This window comes from Geopseudomonas sagittaria, assembly GCF_900115715.1.
GTDB classification, from domain to species: domain Bacteria; phylum Pseudomonadota; class Gammaproteobacteria; order Pseudomonadales; family Pseudomonadaceae; genus Geopseudomonas; species Geopseudomonas sagittaria.
The window spans coordinates 1-21,203 of sequence record NZ_FOXM01000031.1; the positions used below are offsets into that span (position 1 = coordinate 1).

Below are 21,203 nucleotides of genomic sequence, written 5' to 3' on the forward strand. Positions count from 1 at the left end.
GCCGAGGACCTGGTGGTGCCGCTGATGGACCAGCCGATCCGCGTCGACCGCGATGCCCTGACCCTGGGCTACGCCGGCGTGTACAGCTCGTTCCTGCTGTTCGCCCAGCGCGCCGAGAAGAAGTACGGCGTGCCGGCCCGCGACATCCTCGTAGAACTCGGCCGCCGCGGTACCGTCGGTGGTCAGGAGGACATGATCGAAGACCTGGCCCTCGACATGGCCAAGGCCCGTCAGACCCAGAAGGTGACTGCATGAACCGTACCCTGACCAGCGAACAGGTGCTGGCCCTGGCCGAACACGGTGAGCACCACCCGACCGGTACCGTCATCATGACCAGCAGCTTAACCACCCGCCTCGTCTGAGCGCCCCTTTCGCCCCTGCCTCTGGCCGGGGCTTTCTTACCGAGGAATCATTACATGCCGATTGTCCAGATCCATATCCTCGAAGGCCGCAGCGGGGAGCAAAAGGAAACGATGATCCGTGAAGTCAGCGAAGCAATCTCGCGCTCACTGGGTGCTCCTATCACCAATGTGCGGGTGATGATCAACGAGATGCCGAAGGGGCACTTCGGCATTGGCGGTGAGCTGGCCAGCTCGACGCGCCGCTAGCTAGCCACGAACTCGTTGACGGCGCCTGACGCAGCGGTGCCTGCCAGCGCGCTACACATTTATGGAGACCTCTGATCAGGTGCTCGTAGATGTCGTCCGCGAGAATCGCCCCGCTTCGATCAGTTAAGGGCGCCTTTCAGGCCCTTGCCCGGCTTGAAGCCCGGCACCTTGGCGGCGGCGATCGGCACTGTCGCCCCGGTCTGGGGGTTTCGGCCTTCACGTGCGGCCCGCCGCTTCACCTCGAAGGTGCCGAAGCCTACTAGGGTGACGCTCTCGCTCTGCTGCAGGGCGCCGGTGATCGCGGCCATGAACGCGCCCAAGGCAGCGGTCGCCGTGGTCTTCGGCAGGTCAGCGGATGCCGCGATGGCGGCGATCAGTTCGGATTTGTTCTTGTTTCGGTCCAGATTGAAGTGTGGGCCACGAGTATGGTTAGCCACGACCTGATCAGCTTCCGGAATCTGGCTCAAGCGCAGCCTCCTGGGTGCCAGCCGGCACGGGACGGCTTAGCCCCCTTTCAAGCGACAACAGTGGCAGCGCTTTGGGTCGAAGGCTACCGGTCACGGACGGCTGCAACCGGCCGATTCTGTTGAAAAAGTCGACATCTGGGAGGGCTGCCGAAAAGTCAGCCGAGCGAAGGTCAGGCAAGGCGAAAAGCGGCGAGGAAGCGGCGAGGAAGCGGAGTTTACTGGTCGTAAATGAGCATTCCGAGCCGCTTTTCAACGCAGAATGACCGAGCGCAGGCACTTTTCGTACAGAGCCTAAGAGGCCAATCGGGGTCGCACTGTGGCGGTGCTGAAATCGCAGCCGCCTTTGCGAACCACTCGGACTTACAGGAGATTTAGTTTAGTTACTACGTTGGCCTCATTAAAAAACTCGACCACAAGACGATTGAATCGGTCGGTCTGCTCAATTTGTGTCCAGTGCCCACAACGCCCAAAAACATGCAACTGTGCCCGGTCGATAAGTTCGCCTAGACGCAGACTGCTGGATAGAGGAACAACCTGATCCTCTCGACCATGAACAATCAGTGTCTCATTGGGAAGAGTCTTGATATCTTCATCCGAGCTAGCCAACGCGTCTATCCAGCGTTGGCGCGGCTCAGGAAACATGCTGGAGAATGACTCTTGAAATCCTGGCTGAATACTCGCCTCATATCGAAGTCTCGCCAATTCGTCGGTGACTAAGGAGCGATCATAAGCGAATATATCGAGGAGATTACGCATGTTTTCTATCGACGGCGTGTAACCCCACACCGCGTTCAGGCCCTCTGTCACGTCAAAGCGAGTACCGGCCGCCCCCATCAGAACAATACGATCAACGCGCTCCGGATAACGAAGCGCGGTAGCAATCGCCAGCCCCCCACCGAATGAGTTACCTACGATGTGAGCCTTTTCTATTTCCAGGGCATCCATGACACCGATTACATGGTTAACCCAATTATCCTTGGAATAATTATAGTTTTCAGGTCGATCCGTAAAGCCAAAACCAACCATATCAGGGGCGATAACACGATAAAACTTGCTCAGAGCAGGAATGGTCAGTCGCCAATTCGCATAAGCGCTCACGCCGGGCCCAGAACCATGAATTAGTATCACAGGCTGTCCCTCCCCGACATCGTGATAGTTTGTTAGAACACCTGCAGCTAAAATACTTTTACCTATTTCAAGGTTTGCCATTTTTTGATCCTAAATTACCATGAATATTACTTGATTCTAGTTTGTTTGCTGGATTTCGCCCAAACAAACTAATGAATACCACTCTCGCAACCTAATAATAGTTCGAAACATTCAGAATCTATTTACGTACGCAATACTGAAACTATCCTGAGCATGCTCCACCTTTATTGGTTCGGATGTGTTGGGCTGGCTGTTGTTATCCATCTTCTTCTTAAAAGAATGGGTCCAGGCGAAGTCCACCCTGCTTGCCGGTGAAAATTGATAAGAAAACCCTGCAGAACCAAACCTATTGGGAATGGCAGGAATTACCGCGAGCATAGTATCGGAGCGCAACGCTTGAGTTGCTATGCGGGCACCACCTCGCAGCGTCCACTTGCCAGTCTGATAGGCAACTCCAAGCGAAAGAGCCGTCTGATCTTTGTAATTTTGCGGCAATAGAATATCGATGTTGCCACCATTATCCTGCACAAAGCCAACATCAATATCCTTCATTGCGTGCTTCCAGAATATTCGGGAAACGTCGGCAGCAAGCAACCACTGCTCATTAAGCTGATGACTTATACCAAGATTCAATTGCGCGGGAGTTTGAAAATCACGTATCTTGATCTTACCTGCCAGCGCAACTTGGCCTATTATCGCGTCTACCGCCGTCAAAGTTGCATTACCTTCCATGTCAGCCAACCGGCTTTCCATAGAATACGCAGCACCCAAGACCGTATCTTGTGTGACTTTGTAGATCATACCTAATCGTCCGCCGATACCCCACGCATCCACACCACTTGCCACCGGTTCGTTCTTGGTAAAACTGAAATGCGCACCTCGAAGGTCAGGTAGGCCCCCAAGCACAGGAACAAGGCTACCTCTCGCCCGGCCCGCCCCGATCAGCGAACCAACCTGATCCGCCCCCATCAACATCTCCAGGTTCAAGCCCTGCCACACGGCGTCGACACTGGCCCCCACAGTCAATTTTTCGTTGATTTCGTAGCTCGCCGCAAACGGAATGTTCAAGGTCAATAGCCGACTTGAGTTCTCGAGTCCAGTATCAAGTCCGCCAGTGGCACGAGACAGAAAACTGTTGCGCCCGTATTCCGTTCCAACCCCTCCTTGAGCAAAGACACCAAAGCCGAGTCCCAAGGAGCCACTGTGATAGGTGTAAGCCAACTGAGGGGCGGCATAAGGGCCCCGGTTTTTCGAGTGATCTCTGGAGGGGCCACTTTCTCCAGTAGCCTGGCTTTTAACCTCTATATCGGCCAGTACAAAATCCAGCCCCAGATGAATTTCCGAACCAGGCGACATCAAAGACAGCGTCGCCGGATTCGTCATCATACCGGCCGCTCCCACATCGAATGCGGTGGCTGCTCCGCCCATCGCTGTTGAGACGGGGCCATGCCCAACGAACCTAAATACATCGCTGGTAGCCAGGACCTCTTGAGAGGTGACCACCAATACCGCTGTGCTTATTGCGCCAATCAGTATTCTCATCATTTATATCTCTTATTATTCTAAGTTAGTTATTGGTTATGACCAGACGAACACCGCACCCTTCGTATCCATCTTCGAGTTTATCGTGGCCAAGACTTTTCACTATACTTTCAGCAGAAACACGTACCGACGCACATTGCCGAAGCAATGTTTATTATTCAATATTTCGTGACCAACTAGATCAGGAATTAGGCATTACCGCAAAACGCCCGGATCATTCGCCTAGTCGCCTTGAGTATCTATCGAATATATCCAGCAGAATGAATTCGCGAACTGCCGCGTCCCAATCAAGCTTCTGTATTTTTATAAGTTTCAGAATTAATCACTCCGCGCACTAAGATGGAATTAGACCGCGGGCTTGCGCCATGGTCAGCGCCGTATCTTCGATCATATCTTCCTGGCCTCCGACCATGCCGCGCCGGCCCATCTCAACCAGAATGTCACGTGCTGGCACTCCGTATTGTTTCTCTGCCCGCTTGGCAAACAGCAGGAATGAGCCATATACACCGGCGTAACCTAGTGTGAGCGAGTCGCGGTCAATGCGGATCGGGAAATCCATCATCGGTACCACCAAATCTTCGGCTACATCCTGGATTTTGAACACATCGACACCAGTCTCGATCCCGGACCGGGAGCAAACTGCGATGAAAACTTCCATCGGCGTATTGCCGGCACCAGCACCGAGACCTGCAGCCGCGGCATCGATCCGGTTGGCTCCGTATTCAACCGCCATCAAAGAGTTAGCCACGCCCATTGCCAAATTGTGATGGCCGTGAAAGCCGAGCTCGGTTTCCGGATTGAGTTTCTCCCGCAGCAATCCAATGCGTGCTTTAACGTCTTCCGGCAACATGTAGCCGGCCGAGTCAGTGCAATAGATGCAGTTGGCTCCATAGCTTTCCATCAATAGCGCCTGCTCCAGTAGCTGCTCAGGCGATGCCATGTGCGCCATCATCAGAAAGCCGACCGTATCCATGCCTATATTGCGGGCATATTGGATATGCTGCTGCGAGACATCGGCCTCGCTGCAATGGGTAGCCACACGAATAGTATGCACACCCAGTTCGTGCGCCATCTTTAGATTGTCAACGGTACCGATACCAGGCAGTAGCAACGCAGACACCTTGGCTTGCTTCATCAGAGGGATCACCGACGACAGATATTCCTCGTCGGTATGAGCGGGAAAACCATAGTTGATTGACGAGCCGCCCAAACCATCGCCGTGCGTGACCTCGATCAACGGCACGCCAGCAGCGTCTAGTCCCCGTGCGATGCTGGTCATTTGCTCCAGCGTCATTTGGTGCTGCTTCGGGTGCATGCCGTCACGCAGTGTCATGTCATGAACGGTAATTTTTTTGCCTTTGAGTGCCATGCTTTATTCCTCACGCAGCAGTTATTTTTTGCTTATTTGTCGTCGGACCGAGTGTAAGTTTTCCGCTGCGAATTTCTTCAGCGAACATCTCCGCAGTGCGGACAGCTGCGGCAGTCATGATGTCAAGATTGCCGGCATATTTGGGCAGGTAATCACCTAGGCCCTCAACCTCCAGAAACAGAGAGATGCGCTTACCGTCAAATACCGGCCCGTTAACCAGTTTGTAACCGGGAACATATTTCTGGACTTCCTTGACCATTGCATGCACCGACGCAGTGATTCTTTCACGATCAGGTTCGGTTTCAGTCAGGCAATGCACGGTGTCGCGCATAATCATCGGCGGTTCGGCCGGATTGATGATAATGATGGCCTTGCCTTTTTTTGCGCCACCGACGATTTCAATCGCACTGCCGGTAGTACGGGTGAACTCATCAATATTGGAGCGGGTGCCGGGGCCTATCGATTTGGATGCAGTGGTGGCTACGATTTCTCCATAAGTTACAGGCTGCACACGTGACACCGCAGCGACCATCGGGATAGTGGCCTGGCCACCACAGGTCACCATGTTGACATTCATTTCACCCTGACCAACATGTTTAAGAAGATTCACCGGCGGCACACAGAAAGGACCGATTGCAGCCGGGGTCAAGTCGATCATCATCACACCTAGCTCGTTGAGCTTGCGCGAGTTTTCTGCGTGGACATAGGCCGAAGTGGCATCGAAGGCAATCAGGATCCCATCTGTTGCGATATGCGGCAACAGACCATCAACGCCATCGGAGGTAGTTTTCAATCCCATGGCGGCAGCGCGCCGCAAGCCTTCAGAAGTCGGGTCTACACCGACCATCCATACCGGCTCCAACACCGTGCTGCGCTGTAACTTATAAAGCAAGTCGGTACCAATGTTGCCGGGGCCGATCAGTGCGCATTTAATTTTGCTCATCTCACATACTCTCTGCTTTAATAAAAACGCACCGAACAGTTACCGATGCCGCCTATCGAAACGCGCATGTTATCGCCGGCCTTGACTGGGACCATTGCACCGAGTGCTCCCGACAGGATCACTTCGCCGGCCTTCAGTGGGATGCCCAACTTGCCCAGTGTATTTGCGAGCCAAACTACCGCATTGACAGGAGAATTCATGGTAGCGGCGCCCGCACCGGTGACCACCGTTTCGCCATTTTTTTCCAAAACCATGCCGCTGGTGCGCAGGTCAAGCCCTCGCGGATCAACCATGCGATCACCTAGCACGAACACACCGCAGGATGCGTTGTCGGCCACGGTGTCCTGAATGTGGATTTTCCAGTCGGTGATGCGTGAATCGACGATCTCGAAGCAGGCCATAACGCCTTCGGTGGCGGCTAGTACGTCGGCAGCACTGACTCCAGGCCCCATCAGGTCTTTCTTCAGTACGAAGGCGATTTCTCCTTCAGCCTTCGGCTGGATCAACGTAGCAGCGTCGATGGCCGCACCATCGCCATAGATCATGCCATCAAGCATGTAGCCGAAGTCGGGCTGGCTCACGCCCAGCATGTTCATCACCGCGGCGCTGGTAACGCCGATTTTCTTGCCAACGATGCTCTCGCCGGCCTGCAGGCGGCGTGAAATCATGCGCTGCTGGATGTGATATGCATTGTCGATCGTAATATCTGGGTAGCGGCTAGTCAGCGGGCCCACCACTGTGCGCGAACACAGGGCAGCATAGAGCTCGTCGCCGAGAGTTTCGATGAGTTCAGGTGACATGTTGGCCGGATTTCCATTGATTAAGTGGTTTTTTATTAATTATGGGTGAGTCTCATACTCAGCACTGTATTGAACCCCTCATCGAAAAGTGCTGTTGCACCGCTAAGGCTATTGGTAATAGTGCACCGTTGTGGTCAGAACCAGGTTATTCACGGCTTACGTACTGCACCATTGCCGAATCCCATTAAGTACGTTCCAGCTCAAGCTCCAGCGCCGAAATATAACCAGATCGGCTGATGGCGCAAATATTTAGCCCTACTCCGCTTTCTTGCTGGATAGATCAAATCTTATCAAAATTGATCAAATCTAAATCCAGGGGCGAGTCGTGCAGTGCGACATGCGGCGACAGACTGCAAGTGCAAAACCGCAGTAAATATTAACTCAGGACCAAGTATTTACTTATTACGCATAGACTTATGACCCCACATGGCCGTCCGCTTGTGCCGCGTCATCACCCAAGACCGATCATCTACCTCGCGCGCGCCCCAGCCAAACTCAAGCTCAAACCCGGACGGCGTCTCAGCGTAAAAGGAAATCATGTGATCGTTGACATGGCGTCCGATCGTCGCCGTGATCCTGCTGGACGTACTATCACTATTTGCCGGAACCCGAAGATTGGAGTCGGTAGATTTGTCACCCAATCCATCGATTCGGTCGTACGCATGACCTACATCATCCAGCGTCAAGGCCTGCAGCAAAAAATGGTGAACTCTCTTGGGTAACGGAGCCTCCGCGATCGCCATTGTGTGGTGGCGCCCGTTGCAATGAAGAAAGTAGCCCCGCACTGTAATATCCGGCCCCATAGCTATATCAATGACGTCGGACATCTGGAAACCCAGCATATCAGTATAAAAAGCCAGTCCTTCTTCAATATTCGGGACAGCATAAAAATAATGCCCAGCTCCTTGGTCACCAGTCAGGAACCCAGTGACACCAGTGCCAGAAACGAAAGGCTGCTCGAATAGTTCGGTAGCCCCGTAGTAAATTTCCAGCGGCATTCCAAATGGATCTTCAAAAGAGACCAGTTCCATCACGCCACGCTTTTCTGCCAGTTCAGTGTCGCCGGTCCTCACCTGAACACCAGCCTCCCGTAGCCGCTCCGTAATCAGCTTCAAGGCCAGCGGATTGGCCACTTCATAACCGGCGAATGCTAGGTCGTCAGCCTCCCCCCTTTCCACGGCAATCCGCCAACTGCGTGAGTCCATGCGGTATAAGGCATTCTCATCGGAGCCAACAACCTCCATCAAACCCACTTTTTCGGTGAGGAACGAGCGCCATGCCGGTACATCACTTACAGAGAACCCCATGTAACCCAAGCTTTTAATGCCCATATTCATCTCCTCAATCAATGTTCAGTTTTTCAAGCAGGTCCTTACCTCCGACTGCGGAAAAAAGTCCGCGAACGCCCATGCCTCCGTCATAATTCAGTAAGGCACCGGTGGCGGGCGCAGAGTCGCCACGCGTGGCGAAAAACACATAAGCTCCTGTGTATTCTTCGGCATCAGGCAGGCGGCCGATTGGCAGTACGTCCTGCAGCAACTCAGCCAACGGCATATTCGATATCGACTGCTCACTCATTCCCAACGAGCAAGGTCCTCTCAAATCCGTATTGATACCGCCAACCCCCACACCATTGACCCGGACGTATGGTGCCAACTCGAATGCCAGCTCGCGCACCAGCCCCACCACTGCGTGCTTCGTCGCCGTGTAAAGAGGACCACCGCCATTGGGGTAAAAACCTGCATTCGAGATCGTGCAGATCACGCTGCCACGGCTGGCAACCAGTGCTGGCAGGCAAGCCTTGACGGCGAGAATATAGCCCTTAACATTAATCTGAAATACTTCATCAAATGCTTTGTCGATACTGTCTTCAGGTAGATCGACAAGTGCCGTGTTGTAATCCCAGATAGCGGCATTGGGGATCAGAGTGTCAATCCTCCCGAACTTGGCAATACAACGACTGGCAGCCAGTTTCTGGTCTTCCATTGAACGCACATCACCGACAATGCATACCACATCTTCGCCGTGATCAGACTCCAACTGTTGAAGTCGATCGGCACACTTATCGAGGACAGCCACCTTGGCACCTTCGGCCACGAACCGTTCCACAAGGGCATGCCCCAGTCCAGATGCGCCCCCCGTGATTAATATAACTTCGTCTTTTAGTTTCACTTTTAAATTATCCATATTATTGAGGGCGGCGTTCATTCGCATCGCTCAGCTTCAGCTTTAGCTTTAGCTTTAGCTTTCATAAAATCCCGCAAGTTAGAGCTAGCGTCCTGCAACTTTGTGGCCGATACAGGAATGTGATCAGCCACCAATCGGGTTGCAACGGAAAAATCCTTCGGGGCATTGATAGCCGTTGCTGCTTCAACGCGACCATCAAGAACCCTGAACTGCACCAGCGGCTGACCATTCTCGACGTTACCGCGCAAGACAACTTCTCCGGGGCCTTCGATGTCGCCAACCATCTGTATCCGATGCCCCGCAATCTCCGTCCACGAGGTTGGCACCTGAAGAGCGGGGATAGACTTGCCTAACATGGCCGCGGCGGCAGTTTCAGCCTGCATGTGGCTGTTCAGGTAGGTCTCCAGCGAGCGCTGTTCACCGGACCTCAGGGGCCAGGCTGCTACGTCACCTGCGGCGAATACTCCAAGACATGAGCTTGCACCCGTAGCGTCAACCACCACGCCACGCTCACATGCGATACCGGCCGCACGTGCCAGCTCGTCGGCTGGTTCTGCACCGATGCTCACCAAAACTGTGTTAGCTGCTATCCGACGTCCATCGGCACAAACGACGGCATGCACGTGACCCTCTCCCTCGAAATGCGCTGCCTGTGCGTTCAGTTCAACCCGGACACCCAAACGCTCCAACTCGTTGCGACACCAGGCCCCGGTTGTTCGGCCTAGCACTCGCAACAGCAGTTCGTCCCCGGCCTCCAGAATCGTGACGTGGGCACCGGCATTAATAGCAGTGGTAGCCACTTCGCAACCGATCAGGCCACCGCCGACAATGACCAGAGACTGGCCCGGCTCAAGCGCCTGCCTCAGCGCCTGGCTGTCGGCGCGGTCACGCAAGGTGTGGATGCCGGCCAGCTCGCTTCCCGTAATAGCCATACGCCGTGCGCGTACGCCGGTGGCTATTAGCAGTCGGTCGTAGGCCAGAATGTCACCGGATTCGAAAAGTACCTGGTGGTTTACCACATCAATACCGGTCACGCGCACCCCTAAATGGAGATCTATATCGGCCGATGCATACCAGTAAGGATCCAGGATCGCGGGTGGTTCGACCATTTTTCCTGACAGGGTGTCCTTGGATAAGGAGGGGCGATCGTAAGCCACGTGCAACTCCTCCCCGACCAGATGGATCTTTCCCTGATATCCTTGGGCGCGAAGATAGCGAGTGGCAGTTGCGCCAGCCAAGCCAGCACCAATAATGACGATTGATTTAATCATGGCGCTAGATACCCGGCATCAAAGTCTACGAACACATCGCTGCCATCTATTCGAATCGGAAATATTTTCAGCGGTTCACAGGGCGGCGCTGCTTTTATCTTGCCCGTGCGAACACAGAACTTACCCATGTGCAGCGAGCATTCGACAACGTCACCTTCTAGGTAGCCGCCTTCGGACAAGGACCAGTCACCATGAGTGCAACGGTCCTGTGTTGCGAACAACTCTCCATCGACGTTGAAAATCGCGACGGCTTCGCCCTTACTTTCAACCTTCAAGGCGTCACCGACGGGCACATCAGATACTTCACAAACTTTGGAGAAAGTCATTCTTTTTTGTCTCTTATTATAGAGTTGGTCTGAAAAAGTACGCACTCGGAAAATGCACGCCAGTAACCATGTGGTGGTTGCAGACTGGATGTCTCATGATGTCAAGCCTTTTTCAGAGTTTCTATAGCTAACTTTAACTACTCATTAAATCCGGCGGCCAGCTCGGCGCAAGCGGCCGGATAACGTCGACGCGCATGGAAAATGACAGAGCTCAATTCAGGTCCACAGATTCAGGAGGTTGGGACGGTTAAGCCAGATGACGGGCGAGACGACACGCGCCATACCTGCAACCCCCAGACGATCCACACCACGTGGATCGCGAACGTCAGGAGCCCGAACCACATCGCTTCGTGACTCCAAACGATGCTGTACAAGTCCCAGATACCGTCGAGCACTTCCGTGACGATGACCACGGGGACAACCGCCATGAAGCGAGCGGGCTGACGTGCGCTCCACAACGCAACCAGCCCGATGGCCCCCAGCTGCAGCCCGACTACGGCCCAGGCATCCTGCAGCAGGGTGAATACCGGAGCGCCGACCTGCAAATCCACACCCGAATACATCATGCCGAACAGCCGCAGACTGCTGAAATGCAAAGTCCCGAGGAGATTGGCCAAGTAAAAGATACCGATCGCGATCAGGAAATGGCGACCGCGATTAGTTTGCGTAGCCATTGGGTAGCTCCTCTTCATTTTCAGGTCGCTCTCATGAATAGGCCGGGCATAGGGTAAGTGGCCAGCATTCCTTAGTTAGAAAAACTGGCTGAGATTATTCGCCGTAATCGTGCTCTGGTCGAGCAAGATCGTTCGCTTGGCAATTTTGAACCCCAGCCCGTCACTTACACGGCGTAAAATATCTCGACGCTCACCGACATAGATGTCCGTCATACGCTCCAATCGGTTTCTGTAACAAAGGAACGCAGAACCAACTTCCAAAGTTCCTGGAACCTCGGTTTCGCGGACGATAACGTTGCTGACAATATGCCGGCTGCGCGACGGCGGATCTTCAGTCCAGTTAAGCCCCGAAACCCTTCCCCGAATGCGCGCACGCATGCTCTCATAAGTCTCGTCAAAATGGGCATTGCCGCCGGCGGGCACGTACTCCAGCGCCTTGTTCCGGGAGGTATGACTAGTACGGATTGGCATCCAGTATTGGATGTCTTCGGTCAGTAAAGCCAGCCAGGCCTCATAATTCTGATAATCAAGCAACTGTGCTTCGCGATAGTAGAATTGTTCAACGGCGTTTTGCAATTCAAGACTTACGGCCATTCCTGGCCATTCAATGGCTTTTGTCAAATCAGCAGATGTCATAATTAGCTTCCTGTATATATGTTGGGCGGTCGGCACTCTCTGCTCATGCAAACAGCCAACCCATTGCATGACGATTATCGCCAAACGCACAGCTGTACATTTTGGAAAGCACTCGAGTAAATATTCCCCGACAAAGCCAAGGGTTTACCCAAGTGAATCGATTCACTCACGCACTTCCAGCAACCAAAAAACAGGCTAAACTCTTGTCTACCAAGGTAGAAACTCGATACAAGTGATTGCCTTTTTCGGTCACTTTATCTGCTCAAGACTTTAGCGTGTCCCAACTCGGCTCGGACATCATGCGGCTCCAGTGGTGGTAGAACCCGCGCGCAGCTTCTTCGCTATAAACGTAGCTGGTCTTTCCAGGAAAATCCGGGTTGTTTTTGTTCGGCACACCTGCACCCATCTGGGCACAAAAAGCTCTACTTCTAGCCTTGTGGCCGCGCAACACCCGCTGAACCTCCACCCAGTTTTCGCCATCGTCCTGCTCGTAGGTCCCCCCTTGGTTGAAGGTAAAGATGTTTTTCCGACGATATTCTTCCTTGATATCTTCGGGTGCATCAGCATCCACTACGATGAAAGACCAGACTTCGACCTCATTAGGGCCACGCGGGTGCCAAGTACGGACTGTATTGATGCCAGGGAGAAATGAGCATGTCGGAAAAACGGTCATATGCTGTGCGACCATGCGATTAGCCGGGAGAGTTTGTCCCAGACGATCTTGCGCACGTTCAGCGGCTGGACCTTTGGTCCAGTAATCGACAATTTTAGGCCCCATGATGGCTTGCAGAAGTCCGAAATCGTCATTGAACCAGCCGGTCCCGTGCCCACCCCACTTAGCCCGGAACTGGTTTCCAGTTGACGGCAACTTTACTTGGGACAAATCCATCTCAGGTGGAAGGCTGGACAATACACCGGCAAGATGCGACATCGTGCCCGCATGGTACATATCGCTACAGAACTGCTCGGCGGCGAACTTCCAGTTGCAGGGGATTACCGTCTTTTGCATGCCGGTGATGACCTGAGTACCCGCCTCGGTGCGATCGAGCATCACGTCCATGTAGGGGGTTGCGTCGCTCAGGTAGGCCTTCAAATCTGGGGCTTCGGTATCCCAGTTGGCAAAAATCAGCCCCTTGTAAGTATCCACCCGCGCTTGCAGGGGCCCCCAGTCGGCCTTGTCGAACCCGCAGTCACCCTCTTTTTTGTCACAAAAAGCCTCTTTCTCGTAGGGTACATTGATCAGATTACCGGCGGTGTCATAGGCCCACCCGTGATAAGTGCAGGTAAATGACTTTGCGTTGCCAAAATCCGATCGCTCAATACGCATACCGCGATGCCGACATTGGTTTAGGAAGACCTTAATGCTGCAGTCTTTCTGCCTCACTACAATTACTGGGTCTTCACCCATGTAGGTGGTTAGATAGTCACCGGCTTTGGGAATGTGCCCCTCGTGCCCAAGCAGCAGCCAGGATCGAGCAAACACCCTCTCAAGTTCGATCTCATACAGATCCTGATCAGAGAAAATACGGGGGTCAAGCAACCCATTTTCCTGATCAACGAGCGCCTTAATCTCCTCGCCAGACCAGTTTTTCACCCATTTCAAAGGGGCTTCCTGCACTTCTTTTTTAATTATTGAACTCATGACCTATATCTCCTTCAAGATGCTCTTGTTAGAGCAAAAAATAATCTTATTTCTCTTGCTCACGTCGAAAGCCAATACCTAAGACACCGCGCCCCGGCGCATCACTGTGACAAGCCGATTATCTGAAATACAGAAAGCGACCATTCAACATGCGTTCGCAACAGCCAAACTCTAAACCTTGCAGTTTGATATTGTGCTCCTTATCCTTAATCTAGATCATTCGTACGATTGTTTTTAGCTCGGCCCATTCCATGTTTCTGCCCAAACGAAACGTGTAAATGCTGATCTTGGTTATTCAGGCATATGGATTCCTGCAGCTGCTGCTTTCATTCCATTTATATCATGCTACGACACGGAGACGCGGGGGGATATCCGTTATTTAGCTATCGATATCCGTTTTCTTAAGATCGTCATCCGTAACAACAGGCCAGCGCTACCAAGCAAGGTACCGGCGATAGGCACTTTTCATCTAATAGCGCGCCCCGCGACTCGTTTTCACAGATGCCTAAGTGCCTATACAAAAGTAATCGCGTATTTATTGCCATGGCCTGACAGCACCTCGAGCACATGATCAGTGAGCGATTGAAAGCTCCGATAGGCTGCTATGGGTAGCCATTCGTACTTGATTTTCCGCCACAGAATCTCGATCAGGTTGAGTTCCGGCGAGTAGGTTGGCAGGAAGACCACATAGAGCCGTTGCTCTCGCCACTCCAGCTCCTTGCTCCGAAACAGTGCCGAGCGATGGATGCTGGCATTGTCGAGCACGACGATCGCGAAGGCTTCTGGCGACTTCTCTTTCAACAGAAGATCGAAGGCCTCAAGGACGGTTTCCGTGGTCACGGTCTCGGTGGTTGTGTGGTAGACCAGCTTGCCCTGGCGACTCAGAAAGCCCAGCACATTGAGGCGGCGACTGCGTGAGAAGGCCGGCAGCTCCAGTGGCTGGCTCACGGGGCTCCAGGCATAAGGCACGGAGGATGCCTGCGAAAAGCCGGATTCATCGAAGTAGTACAGCTCTGCTTCCCCACGCTCTTCCCATTGCTGGAGCTGTCTCAGCAGGCCTTGGGTGCTGCGAAAATCGGCTTCATTGCGCCGATCTTTCAGCGATTTACGTGCGCGCTTGAAATTATAGCCCAGCTTTTTTTAACGCCCGCCTGATGGTCGTTGCACTGGAGGTCTTACCGGTTTCTTGTTGCAGGCGCGCCTGAACGGTTTTGATCTGATGCGGAGTCTCTGTCACCAGCGCTTTCAGCCGCTCTCGGTCCTGTGCGTCGTAGATGGCGGGGCGACCGGCTCGTTCTTGATCAGTGAGGCCACCAAGGCCGTCTCGCTCCCAGGCATCAAGCCAGCGAGCAACCGTGTCACGCCTGACTGCGAGTATTTTGCTGATCTGGTTGATGGTGTGGCCATCGTTGCTGAGCAAAATGCCATGGGCTCGACGGCGCAAGGCAGGCTTATCCCCGCGCTCATGCGCATCGCGGAGGGACTGGGCTTCGGTCGCGGAAAGGGGCTGCACAAATCGCATTGAAAATGTCTGGGGCCAGAAAAATGATGGCGCCAATTATACGCGAAAACTTATGCTTAGGCACTTATTAGAACTTGGCCGGAGAATAAGAGCAGTGATGGTGCGCGCAGCAGGAACAGCCTGACCCGGAGCCCCCCCCCCCCGTAGAGCAAGGTGCTGCGGTTCTCCTGGTCGTCCCGTTGTACGCTACCGAGTCGGGCCTCCGGCTTCCTGAACAGATAGGCACTGAACCGCCCCGACTTTCCTGAAGACTCCAACCTTTGATAGGTTGGAGCCATGACTACCTTGCAAAACGCCGACCTCAATAAAATACTCCCCTGAAGTGAGGGAGCATCAGGCTGAGTACAAATCCGAATGGGCAGCCATCTCTTCCATTGCAGCCAAGATCGGCTGTACCGCTGAAACATTGCGCCGCAGGGTGCGCAAGGTCGAGGCGGATGCCGGTGAACATGGAGGCCTGACGACATGCGAGCGGGAACGCATCAAGGCTCTGGAACGTGAAGTACGTGGGTTGCGCCAGGCCAATGAGATTCTGCGCAAGGCTTCGGCATATTTTGCCCAGGTGGAGTGCGACTGGCAGGCATTCCTGCGTCCCTTCAAACGATGAAGGCATTCATCGACGAACACCGCGAGGCCTACGGGGTCGAGCCGATCTGCAAGGTGTTGCCGATTACCCCGCCAACCGATTACGAGCATGTGGCACGTCGTGCCAATCCTGCGCGGCAAGCGGCCAGGATCCGCGCGATACAGCTCTGCGTGAGCAGATCCAGCGGGTATGGGATGAAAACTTTCAAGTCTACGGTGTGCGCAAGGTCTGGCGGCAGTTGCTGCGCGTGGGCCTGGTTGTAGTGCGTAGCACAGTGGAACGCCTGACGCGACAGATAGGCCTCTAGGGTGTGATCCGGGGAAAATCGGTCAAGACCATGATCAGTGGTCGGGCTGCATCGTGCCCTCTGGATCACCTCAATCGGCAGTTCAGAGCCGAACGCCCGAATGCGCTCTGGGTGTCGGACTTCACCTATGTTTCCACGCGGCGAGACTTTGTCTACGTTGACTTCGTTATCGACGTATTTGCCCGGCGCATCGTCGGCTGGCCTGGACCACTAATTTCCGGGACCAAACACCTAGGTAGTCGTCAACCATGTACAGCGCATGCTGCGGGCCAGCTTGATAATGTGCGCGATGCTGAAGATTGAGGCCAGACCGCAAGTGCTCAAAAACAGCCACAGTCTGTGCTGCATACCACTCACGATCTAGGGAAGGTCTGAAATAGCCCTCACCATTCGCGCCCGTCCTGCTCGGCAGGCCAAAATCGGGCTATTTCATCCGCCTGGACTCAGTTTCCTGCCCCCGAAGGGCATTTGCCGGGGGCTTCCCCCGCATCACACGCGCACCTCTCCTGCGAGTAAGCGCTTTCGCATCATCCACAGATTCGACAGGGCGAACAGCGTGACCAACTGGGCCGTGTTCTTCGCCAACCCACGGAAACGCACCTTGGTGTAGCCGAACTGGCACTTGATCACCCGAAACGGATGTTCAACCTTGGCTCGCGTCTGGGCCTTGGCCTTCTCGATCTGGCGAATCATGCGTCCGAGCAGGCTGCGCTTGCCCAGTGGCTTGTAGGTACTGCGGCGAGCGGCAACCGACCAGATGACCTTGCGGCCCTCATGCTCTGCGCGTTTTTCGACGCCGGTATAGCCGGCGTCCGCGCAGACATACGACTCTTCGCCGTGCAGCAGTTTGTCGACCTGGGTGACATCCGCCACGTTGGCTGCCGTGCCGATCACGCTGTGCACCAGGCCGGAATCGTCATCGACGCCGATGTGTGCCTTCATGCCGAAGTAGTACTGGTTGCCCTTCTTGGTCTGGTGCATCTCCAGATCACGCTTGCCATCCTTATTCTTGGTCGAGCTGGGGGCATGGATGATGGTTGCGTCGACGATGCTGCCCTGACGCAGGAGCAAACCGCGTTCGCCCAGGAAGCCATTGATGACTTCCAGGATCTGGCTGGCCAGCTCGTGCCTTTCCAGCAGGCGGCGGAAGTTGAGGATGGTGGTTTCGTCCGGGATCCGATCCAGGTGCAGTCCGGCGAAGTGGCGCAGGATCGTCACCTCGTAGAGGGCTTCCTCCATCGCCGGATCGCTGTAACCGAACCAGTTCTGCATGAGGTGTACCCGCAGCATGGCGGCCAGCGGGTAAGCCGGACGCCCACCTTCGCCTCGCGGGTAGTGCGGCTCGATCAGCGCCATCAGTGCCTGCCACGGCACGACCTGATCCATCTCGATCAGGAAGCGCTCACGGCGGGTCTGTTTGCGCTTGCCGGCGTACTCGGCATCGGCGAAGGACAGCTGCTTCATGCAAGAGGCTCCAGAGGGACTGGCGGCTATTTCACCAGATCGGGAAGTGTTTTTCAGACCTTCCCTAGGTCCAGACAGCACGCTCCTGGCGGCGCGCCGGGACACGGCGAGGGCAGGCGCACCCGCGTGGAAAGAGATTAGCCGCGACGGCGCAAGGTGTCCGAGGGCAACTCGCCGAAGGTGCTCTTGTAGTAATCTGCGAAGCGTCCGAGATGCAGGAAACCGTAGTCGAGGGCGACTTCAGTAACGCTGCTTACTGCGACCTGCGGGTCACTCAGGCGAGCATAGATTGCTTCCAGCTTGCGCTGACGTATAAAGCGCTTGGGCGTGGTGCCAGCGTGCTTTTCGAACAACGCGTATAGCGAGTGCGCACTCATATGCGCCAAATCGGCCAACTGCTCAAGGCTGATACTCTGCTTAAGGTTCTTCTCGATGAGCTCTTCCAGGCGCTCGAACGACCGACAAGCGCCCCCCAACGGCTCGCGACTGACATTGCTACCCGGCAGGCTGAGCAGCTTGCTTACTATAATCTTGGCGTAGTGCTCCTTCACCTGAAAAATAGTCTGATCAGTTTCCGCCTCCTGACAGACCAGACTCAGCAAGCTGAGGAAGCCGTCCAGTTGCTCGAGGCGATGAATCGGGGCAAAGCGCACCCCCTCGCTCGGGTAACTCCACTGGTTCTCGCTGCAGACCTTGTCGATGAAGCGGGCCGGCAACTTGACAATGAACTTCTCGTAGCAGTCCGAGTAGGTCAGGTCGAACGGGGTGCCAGGGTTGAGCAACAACAACTCGCCGGGGGCAAGGCCGTGCTCCTCACCGCAGCTTCGCCACATGCAGTGCCCCTTGAGTATGATATGCAAATGGTAGAGAGCCTCTCGTTCCGGCGAAGTGATTTGCACTCGGCTGCCGTAACTCATCTGGAACAAATCCAAGCTGCCGATAGTGCGGTGTTTCAGGCTAGCCTCTGGATCACTAATGCGGCGCTGGATGACCCGGTGGGCGCCCGCATGCTCGTTGGCATAGTCTGACACCACACCAGGATAGGTGTTGGCGAAAACCCGGCTCTTCTCATGTAGCAGACAAAGATTCATAAGCCATTGTGCTCTTATAATTATATGCATTTAGACAATGATTCACAGACCGTGTGGAGCTTTACATTTTACAACTATTATTAACCTAGTGTCCGGGCAGAAGATATCCGTTTTCACAAGATCGCTATCCATTTTCTTTGGAAAGCGGATAGGAGCTTACTGCCTTCATAAATTCGATCGGTGTCAGAGAGACCCCCACAAAAAGTCTTTACGAATCATAAGGATAGGTCTTGAAGATACCTGCATGGGCGGGCACGGTGGTTGTCGCCAAACATAGCCACCACACCCGTTCCCCATGCAGGCCGTCCAATTTTTACATACCGCGTTCGCTCAAGCACTACCGACCATTCATGCTCGTCGCCTGGCCGCACTCATAGGTTCAGCGGCAGCCGGACGGCCAGGTGTGCCTGCTGTCGAAGTGGCTGCAAGCCTCCTCAAGTTGCCTTTCGGCGTTTCACTGAGCGTCCTTGCTCAGGTTTGAGGGTTAATTCGAGGGTTTCTGCTCGCAGCAGGCGTACCTATCCCGTGATCGGTGGCCCGTGAGGCAGGAGCTTGGCCATGCGTCGCAGGTTTTGCTCGGTCGCGGCCAAGGTGAATTCGTCAGTCGCACCCGTCAGGCCACGCAGTCGTAAACGGTCGAGTTTCATGATCCGTTTGAGGTGGGCGAAAAGCATCTCCACCTTCTTCCGTTCGCAGCGAGAGACGAGGTATTCCGGTGTCTTGGCGATGCGTCGAGCTACGTCGCGGGCAGCCTCATGGATGCTGCGGACGATCTTCCGGTTCGGTGTGTTGGGACAGCACTTCGCTTTCAGCGGACATGTGGCGCAGTCGGTTTGGCTGGAGCGGTAGATGATGGTGTTGGCCTTGGTCACCCGTGATCTTTTCTGGGTGAAGGCGCGCCATTCACTTCGTAGCGGTTTGCCGGCTGGGCAGCGGTATTCATTGGCCTCCTGATTCCAGTGGAAATCGTTACTGGAGAGGCTGTCGTCCTTGCGCTCGGTCTTGTCCCACACCGGCACGTGCGGCTCGATGCCCTTCTCTCCGACCTCCAGGCCAGCATCGGAGCAGTGCCATAAGCGGTATCGCCAATGAGGCGTTCTGGCGTGAGGTCGAACTGCGCTTCGACGCGCTCCACCATCGTTTTGGTCGAATCAACTTCGGCGGTACGGTGCGCCGGGGTAGCTTCCACATCCATGATCACGCCGTGCTCAGTGTCGATCAGGTAATTCGTGGAGTAGGCAAAGTAAGCCGGGCCGCCTGGCGCTGCTGTCCAACGGGACTGCGGATCGGTGAGCGAAATTTTCTTGGGAAGAGCTTCAGCCAGCGCCTCTTCATCAAGGGCTTCGAGGTACTCGCGCACGGCGCGACTGCTGAGCGCCGGATCACGCCAATCGACTTCACCTCCCGCCGCCCCACGTTGCCGGCTGGCATCCGCCTTGATGCTGGCGTCGACGGCGAAACCTTCACCCTTGACCAGGCCGGCCGCCATGCAGCGCCGCAGCACCTCATTGAACAACCAGCGGAACAGATCACTGTCACGGAAACGGCCGTGGCGATTCTTCGAGAAGGTCGAGTGATTGGGTACTTCGTCTTCCAGACCCAGCCGGCAGAACCAGCGATAGGCCAGGTTTAGATGCACCTCTTCGCACAATCGCCGCTCGGAACGGATGCCATAGCAGTAGCCGACGACCAGCATGCGCACCATCAATTCCGGGTCAATCGAGGGGCACCCGATGGGGCTATAGAAATCCGTCAGGTAGGCGCGCAGGTCGCTGAGATCCAGGCACTGGTCGATGCTGCGCAGGAGGTGTTGGGCCGGGACGTGATCTTCCAGATTGAACGAGTAGAACAGACGCTGCTGTCCTCCCGGTAACTGTCCCATCATGCTGTTCGCCCCCGCGCTCGCTGACAGAGCAATTCTGCCGACGGCATGGGGAAACAGCTACTTTTTCAACAGAATCGGCCGAAAGAGGCCATCTTGCTCATGATTCAGCGACTGGACGCAGCGCTCTCGCGACCTCAGGAAAAATGTGACGATAAAATCCGTTATCGTTACTTTCTGGCCGGCGGCCGGCCCTCGCCCGCCAGCGATCAATGCTAGGGAGGAGGTGGTGGCGACGGGAGCGTTCTGGAGGTCTGCTTGGAAGACAGGCCGGGCGTTGGTGCCGGCGGATGGCTGCTATGAGTGGAAGCCAGCCCCGGCTATCCCAAAGCACAGGCAGCCGTACTACTTTCGTCTGCGCGGTGGCGCGCTTCTGCTCTTCCCCGCCATCGGCCACCTGCCTCGCAGCGGACGGGAGATTCAGGAGTTAACGGCGCACCTTGCTCGCCGGCTCGCCGGCGATGCCCCAGTGGCTCTTGGGTACCTCGGTGATCAGTACGCGCACGCGGTCGAGCGGCGAGTCGAGGGTGCGTGCCAGCGCCTCGCTGACCTCGCGGATCATCGCTTCCTTCTGCTCGTCGCTGCGGCCTTCCATGATCTGCACATGGGCAATCGGCATAGCTGTGACTCCCTGGTGAAGGGCCGGCGCATGGCCGGCCCGCAGGTTCAGACGAAGCGCGCGGAGACGCTGCCCAGGCCCTGGTAGCGCACGGTGACGTTGTCGCCCGGCTCCACCG

The 21,203-nt window shown here is 55.1% G+C and carries 18 protein-coding genes, 4 pseudogenes and 1 other annotated feature; of the genes and pseudogenes, 4 read left to right on the forward strand and 18 right to left on the reverse strand.

The features are described 5' to 3' along the window. Together BM297_RS20895 and BM297_RS20900 are read left to right on the forward strand one after the other, a co-directional pair. A pseudogene (locus BM297_RS20895) lies at positions 1-255 on the forward strand (4-hydroxy-2-oxovalerate aldolase); the annotation flags it as partial. 128 nt (positions 256-383) lie between these two features. After that, the gene (locus BM297_RS20900; protein ID WP_269458074.1) at positions 384-608 is read left to right on the forward strand and encodes a 2-hydroxymuconate tautomerase; all 225 of its coding nucleotides are present in this window, start codon (positions 384-386) and stop codon (positions 606-608) included. 119 nt (positions 609-727) lie between these two features. Here BM297_RS20900 and BM297_RS20905 read toward each other — a convergent pair whose 3' ends face one another. The 14 genes from BM297_RS20905 to BM297_RS22215 all read right to left on the reverse strand — a co-directional run bounded on the left by BM297_RS20905 (position 728) and on the right by BM297_RS22215 (position 15,136). Then, complete coding sequence (locus BM297_RS20905) at positions 728-1,012, reverse strand: HU family DNA-binding protein (protein WP_092435741.1); 285 nt, start codon at positions 1,010-1,012, stop codon at positions 728-730. Between the two features lie 423 nt (positions 1,013-1,435). Continuing rightward, positions 1,436-2,284 carry an alpha/beta fold hydrolase gene (locus BM297_RS20910; RefSeq protein ID WP_092435694.1) on the reverse strand — a complete coding sequence of 283 codons (849 nt, stop codon included), beginning with the start codon at positions 2,282-2,284 and terminating at the stop codon, positions 1,436-1,438. 111 nt (positions 2,285-2,395) lie between these two features. After that, positions 2,396-3,769: an OmpP1/FadL family transporter gene (locus tag BM297_RS20915; RefSeq protein WP_092435696.1), complete on the reverse strand. Its 1,374-nt coding sequence runs from the start codon at positions 3,767-3,769 to the stop codon at positions 2,396-2,398. Between the two features lie 331 nt (positions 3,770-4,100). Then, on the reverse strand, positions 4,101-5,135 hold the full coding sequence (gene dmpG / locus BM297_RS20920) for a 4-hydroxy-2-oxovalerate aldolase (protein WP_039594661.1): 1,035 nt from the start codon (positions 5,133-5,135) through the stop codon (positions 4,101-4,103). Positions 5,136-5,145: 10 nt separating this feature from the next. Next, positions 5,146-6,078: an acetaldehyde dehydrogenase (acetylating) gene (locus BM297_RS20925; protein WP_092435699.1), complete on the reverse strand. Its 933-nt coding sequence runs from the start codon at positions 6,076-6,078 to the stop codon at positions 5,146-5,148. Positions 6,079-6,095: 17 nt separating this feature from the next. Further along, on the reverse strand, positions 6,096-6,878 hold the full coding sequence (dmpE, locus tag BM297_RS20930; RefSeq protein ID WP_092435702.1) for a 2-oxopent-4-enoate hydratase: 783 nt from the start codon (positions 6,876-6,878) through the stop codon (positions 6,096-6,098). A gap of 395 nt (positions 6,879-7,273) precedes the next feature. Continuing rightward, positions 7,274-8,209, reverse strand: a complete 936-nt coding sequence (gene bphC, locus BM297_RS20935; protein ID WP_092435705.1) for a biphenyl-2,3-diol 1,2-dioxygenase — start codon at positions 8,207-8,209, stop codon at positions 7,274-7,276. A 10-nt stretch (positions 8,210-8,219) separates the two neighbouring features. Continuing rightward, on the reverse strand, positions 8,220-9,086 hold the full coding sequence (bphB, locus tag BM297_RS20940) for a cis-2,3-dihydrobiphenyl-2,3-diol dehydrogenase (RefSeq protein WP_245768311.1): 867 nt from the start codon (positions 9,084-9,086) through the stop codon (positions 8,220-8,222). Then, entirely contained in the window at positions 9,083-10,336 is a 1,254-nt protein-coding gene (locus tag BM297_RS20945; RefSeq protein WP_092435708.1) for an NAD(P)/FAD-dependent oxidoreductase, read from the reverse strand. Before BM297_RS20945 ends, bphB begins: the two co-directional genes overlap by 4 nt. Further along, positions 10,333-10,662 carry a non-heme iron oxygenase ferredoxin subunit gene (locus tag BM297_RS20950; RefSeq protein WP_092435711.1) on the reverse strand — a complete coding sequence of 110 codons (330 nt, stop codon included), beginning with the start codon at positions 10,660-10,662 and terminating at the stop codon, positions 10,333-10,335. Before BM297_RS20950 ends, BM297_RS20945 begins: the two co-directional genes overlap by 4 nt. Positions 10,663-10,892: 230 nt before the next feature. After that, the gene (locus tag BM297_RS20955) at positions 10,893-11,336 is read right to left on the reverse strand and encodes a BphX family protein (RefSeq protein WP_092435714.1); all 444 of its coding nucleotides are present in this window, start codon (positions 11,334-11,336) and stop codon (positions 10,893-10,895) included. Between the two features lie 75 nt (positions 11,337-11,411). Beyond that, positions 11,412-11,972 carry a 3-phenylpropionate/cinnamic acid dioxygenase subunit beta gene (locus BM297_RS20960; RefSeq protein ID WP_092435717.1) on the reverse strand — a complete coding sequence of 187 codons (561 nt, stop codon included), beginning with the start codon at positions 11,970-11,972 and terminating at the stop codon, positions 11,412-11,414. Positions 11,973-12,234: 262 nt separating this feature from the next. Next, a complete protein-coding gene (locus BM297_RS20965) occupies positions 12,235-13,614 on the reverse strand; it encodes an aromatic ring-hydroxylating dioxygenase subunit alpha (RefSeq protein ID WP_092435720.1) in 1,380 nt (459 codons plus the stop codon). A 513-nt stretch (positions 13,615-14,127) separates the two neighbouring features. Next, positions 14,128-15,136 (reverse strand): IS630 family transposase gene (locus BM297_RS22215; protein WP_394328029.1). Its coding sequence is split into 2 segments (ribosomal slippage): positions 14,128-14,745 and positions 14,747-15,136, totalling 1,008 coding nucleotides; the frame shifts between segments, so codons are not numbered across the junction. A 304-nt stretch (positions 15,137-15,440) separates the two neighbouring features. Between BM297_RS22215 and BM297_RS20980 the strand changes: the two are divergent. After that, positions 15,441-16,230, forward strand: a pseudogene (locus BM297_RS20980) (IS3 family transposase); the annotation flags it as partial. Then, positions 15,683-15,814, forward strand: a sequence feature (AL1L pseudoknot). (Overlaps the previous pseudogene by 132 nt.) 288 nt (positions 16,231-16,518) lie before the next feature. Here the strand turns inward: BM297_RS20980 and BM297_RS20985 are convergent. From BM297_RS20985 to BM297_RS21000, 3 genes and pseudogenes are all read right to left on the reverse strand, one after another. Continuing rightward, entirely contained in the window at positions 16,519-17,493 is a 975-nt protein-coding gene (locus tag BM297_RS20985; protein WP_092435729.1) for an IS5 family transposase, read from the reverse strand. Between the two features lie 137 nt (positions 17,494-17,630). Then, the gene (locus BM297_RS20990) at positions 17,631-18,584 is read right to left on the reverse strand and encodes an AraC family transcriptional regulator (protein ID WP_092435732.1); all 954 of its coding nucleotides are present in this window, start codon (positions 18,582-18,584) and stop codon (positions 17,631-17,633) included. 518 nt (positions 18,585-19,102) lie between these two features. Beyond that, a pseudogene (locus tag BM297_RS21000) lies at positions 19,103-20,469 on the reverse strand (IS1182 family transposase). A 145-nt stretch (positions 20,470-20,614) separates the two neighbouring features. Between BM297_RS21000 and BM297_RS22335 the strand changes: the two are divergent. Then, positions 20,615-20,854, forward strand: a pseudogene (locus BM297_RS22335) (SOS response-associated peptidase family protein); the annotation flags it as partial. Between the two features lie 39 nt (positions 20,855-20,893). Here the strand turns inward: BM297_RS22335 and BM297_RS21010 are convergent. Then, positions 20,894-21,085, reverse strand: a complete 192-nt coding sequence (locus BM297_RS21010) for a 4-oxalocrotonate tautomerase (RefSeq protein ID WP_092435738.1) — start codon at positions 21,083-21,085, stop codon at positions 20,894-20,896. Positions 21,086-21,203 lie beyond the last annotated feature (118 nt).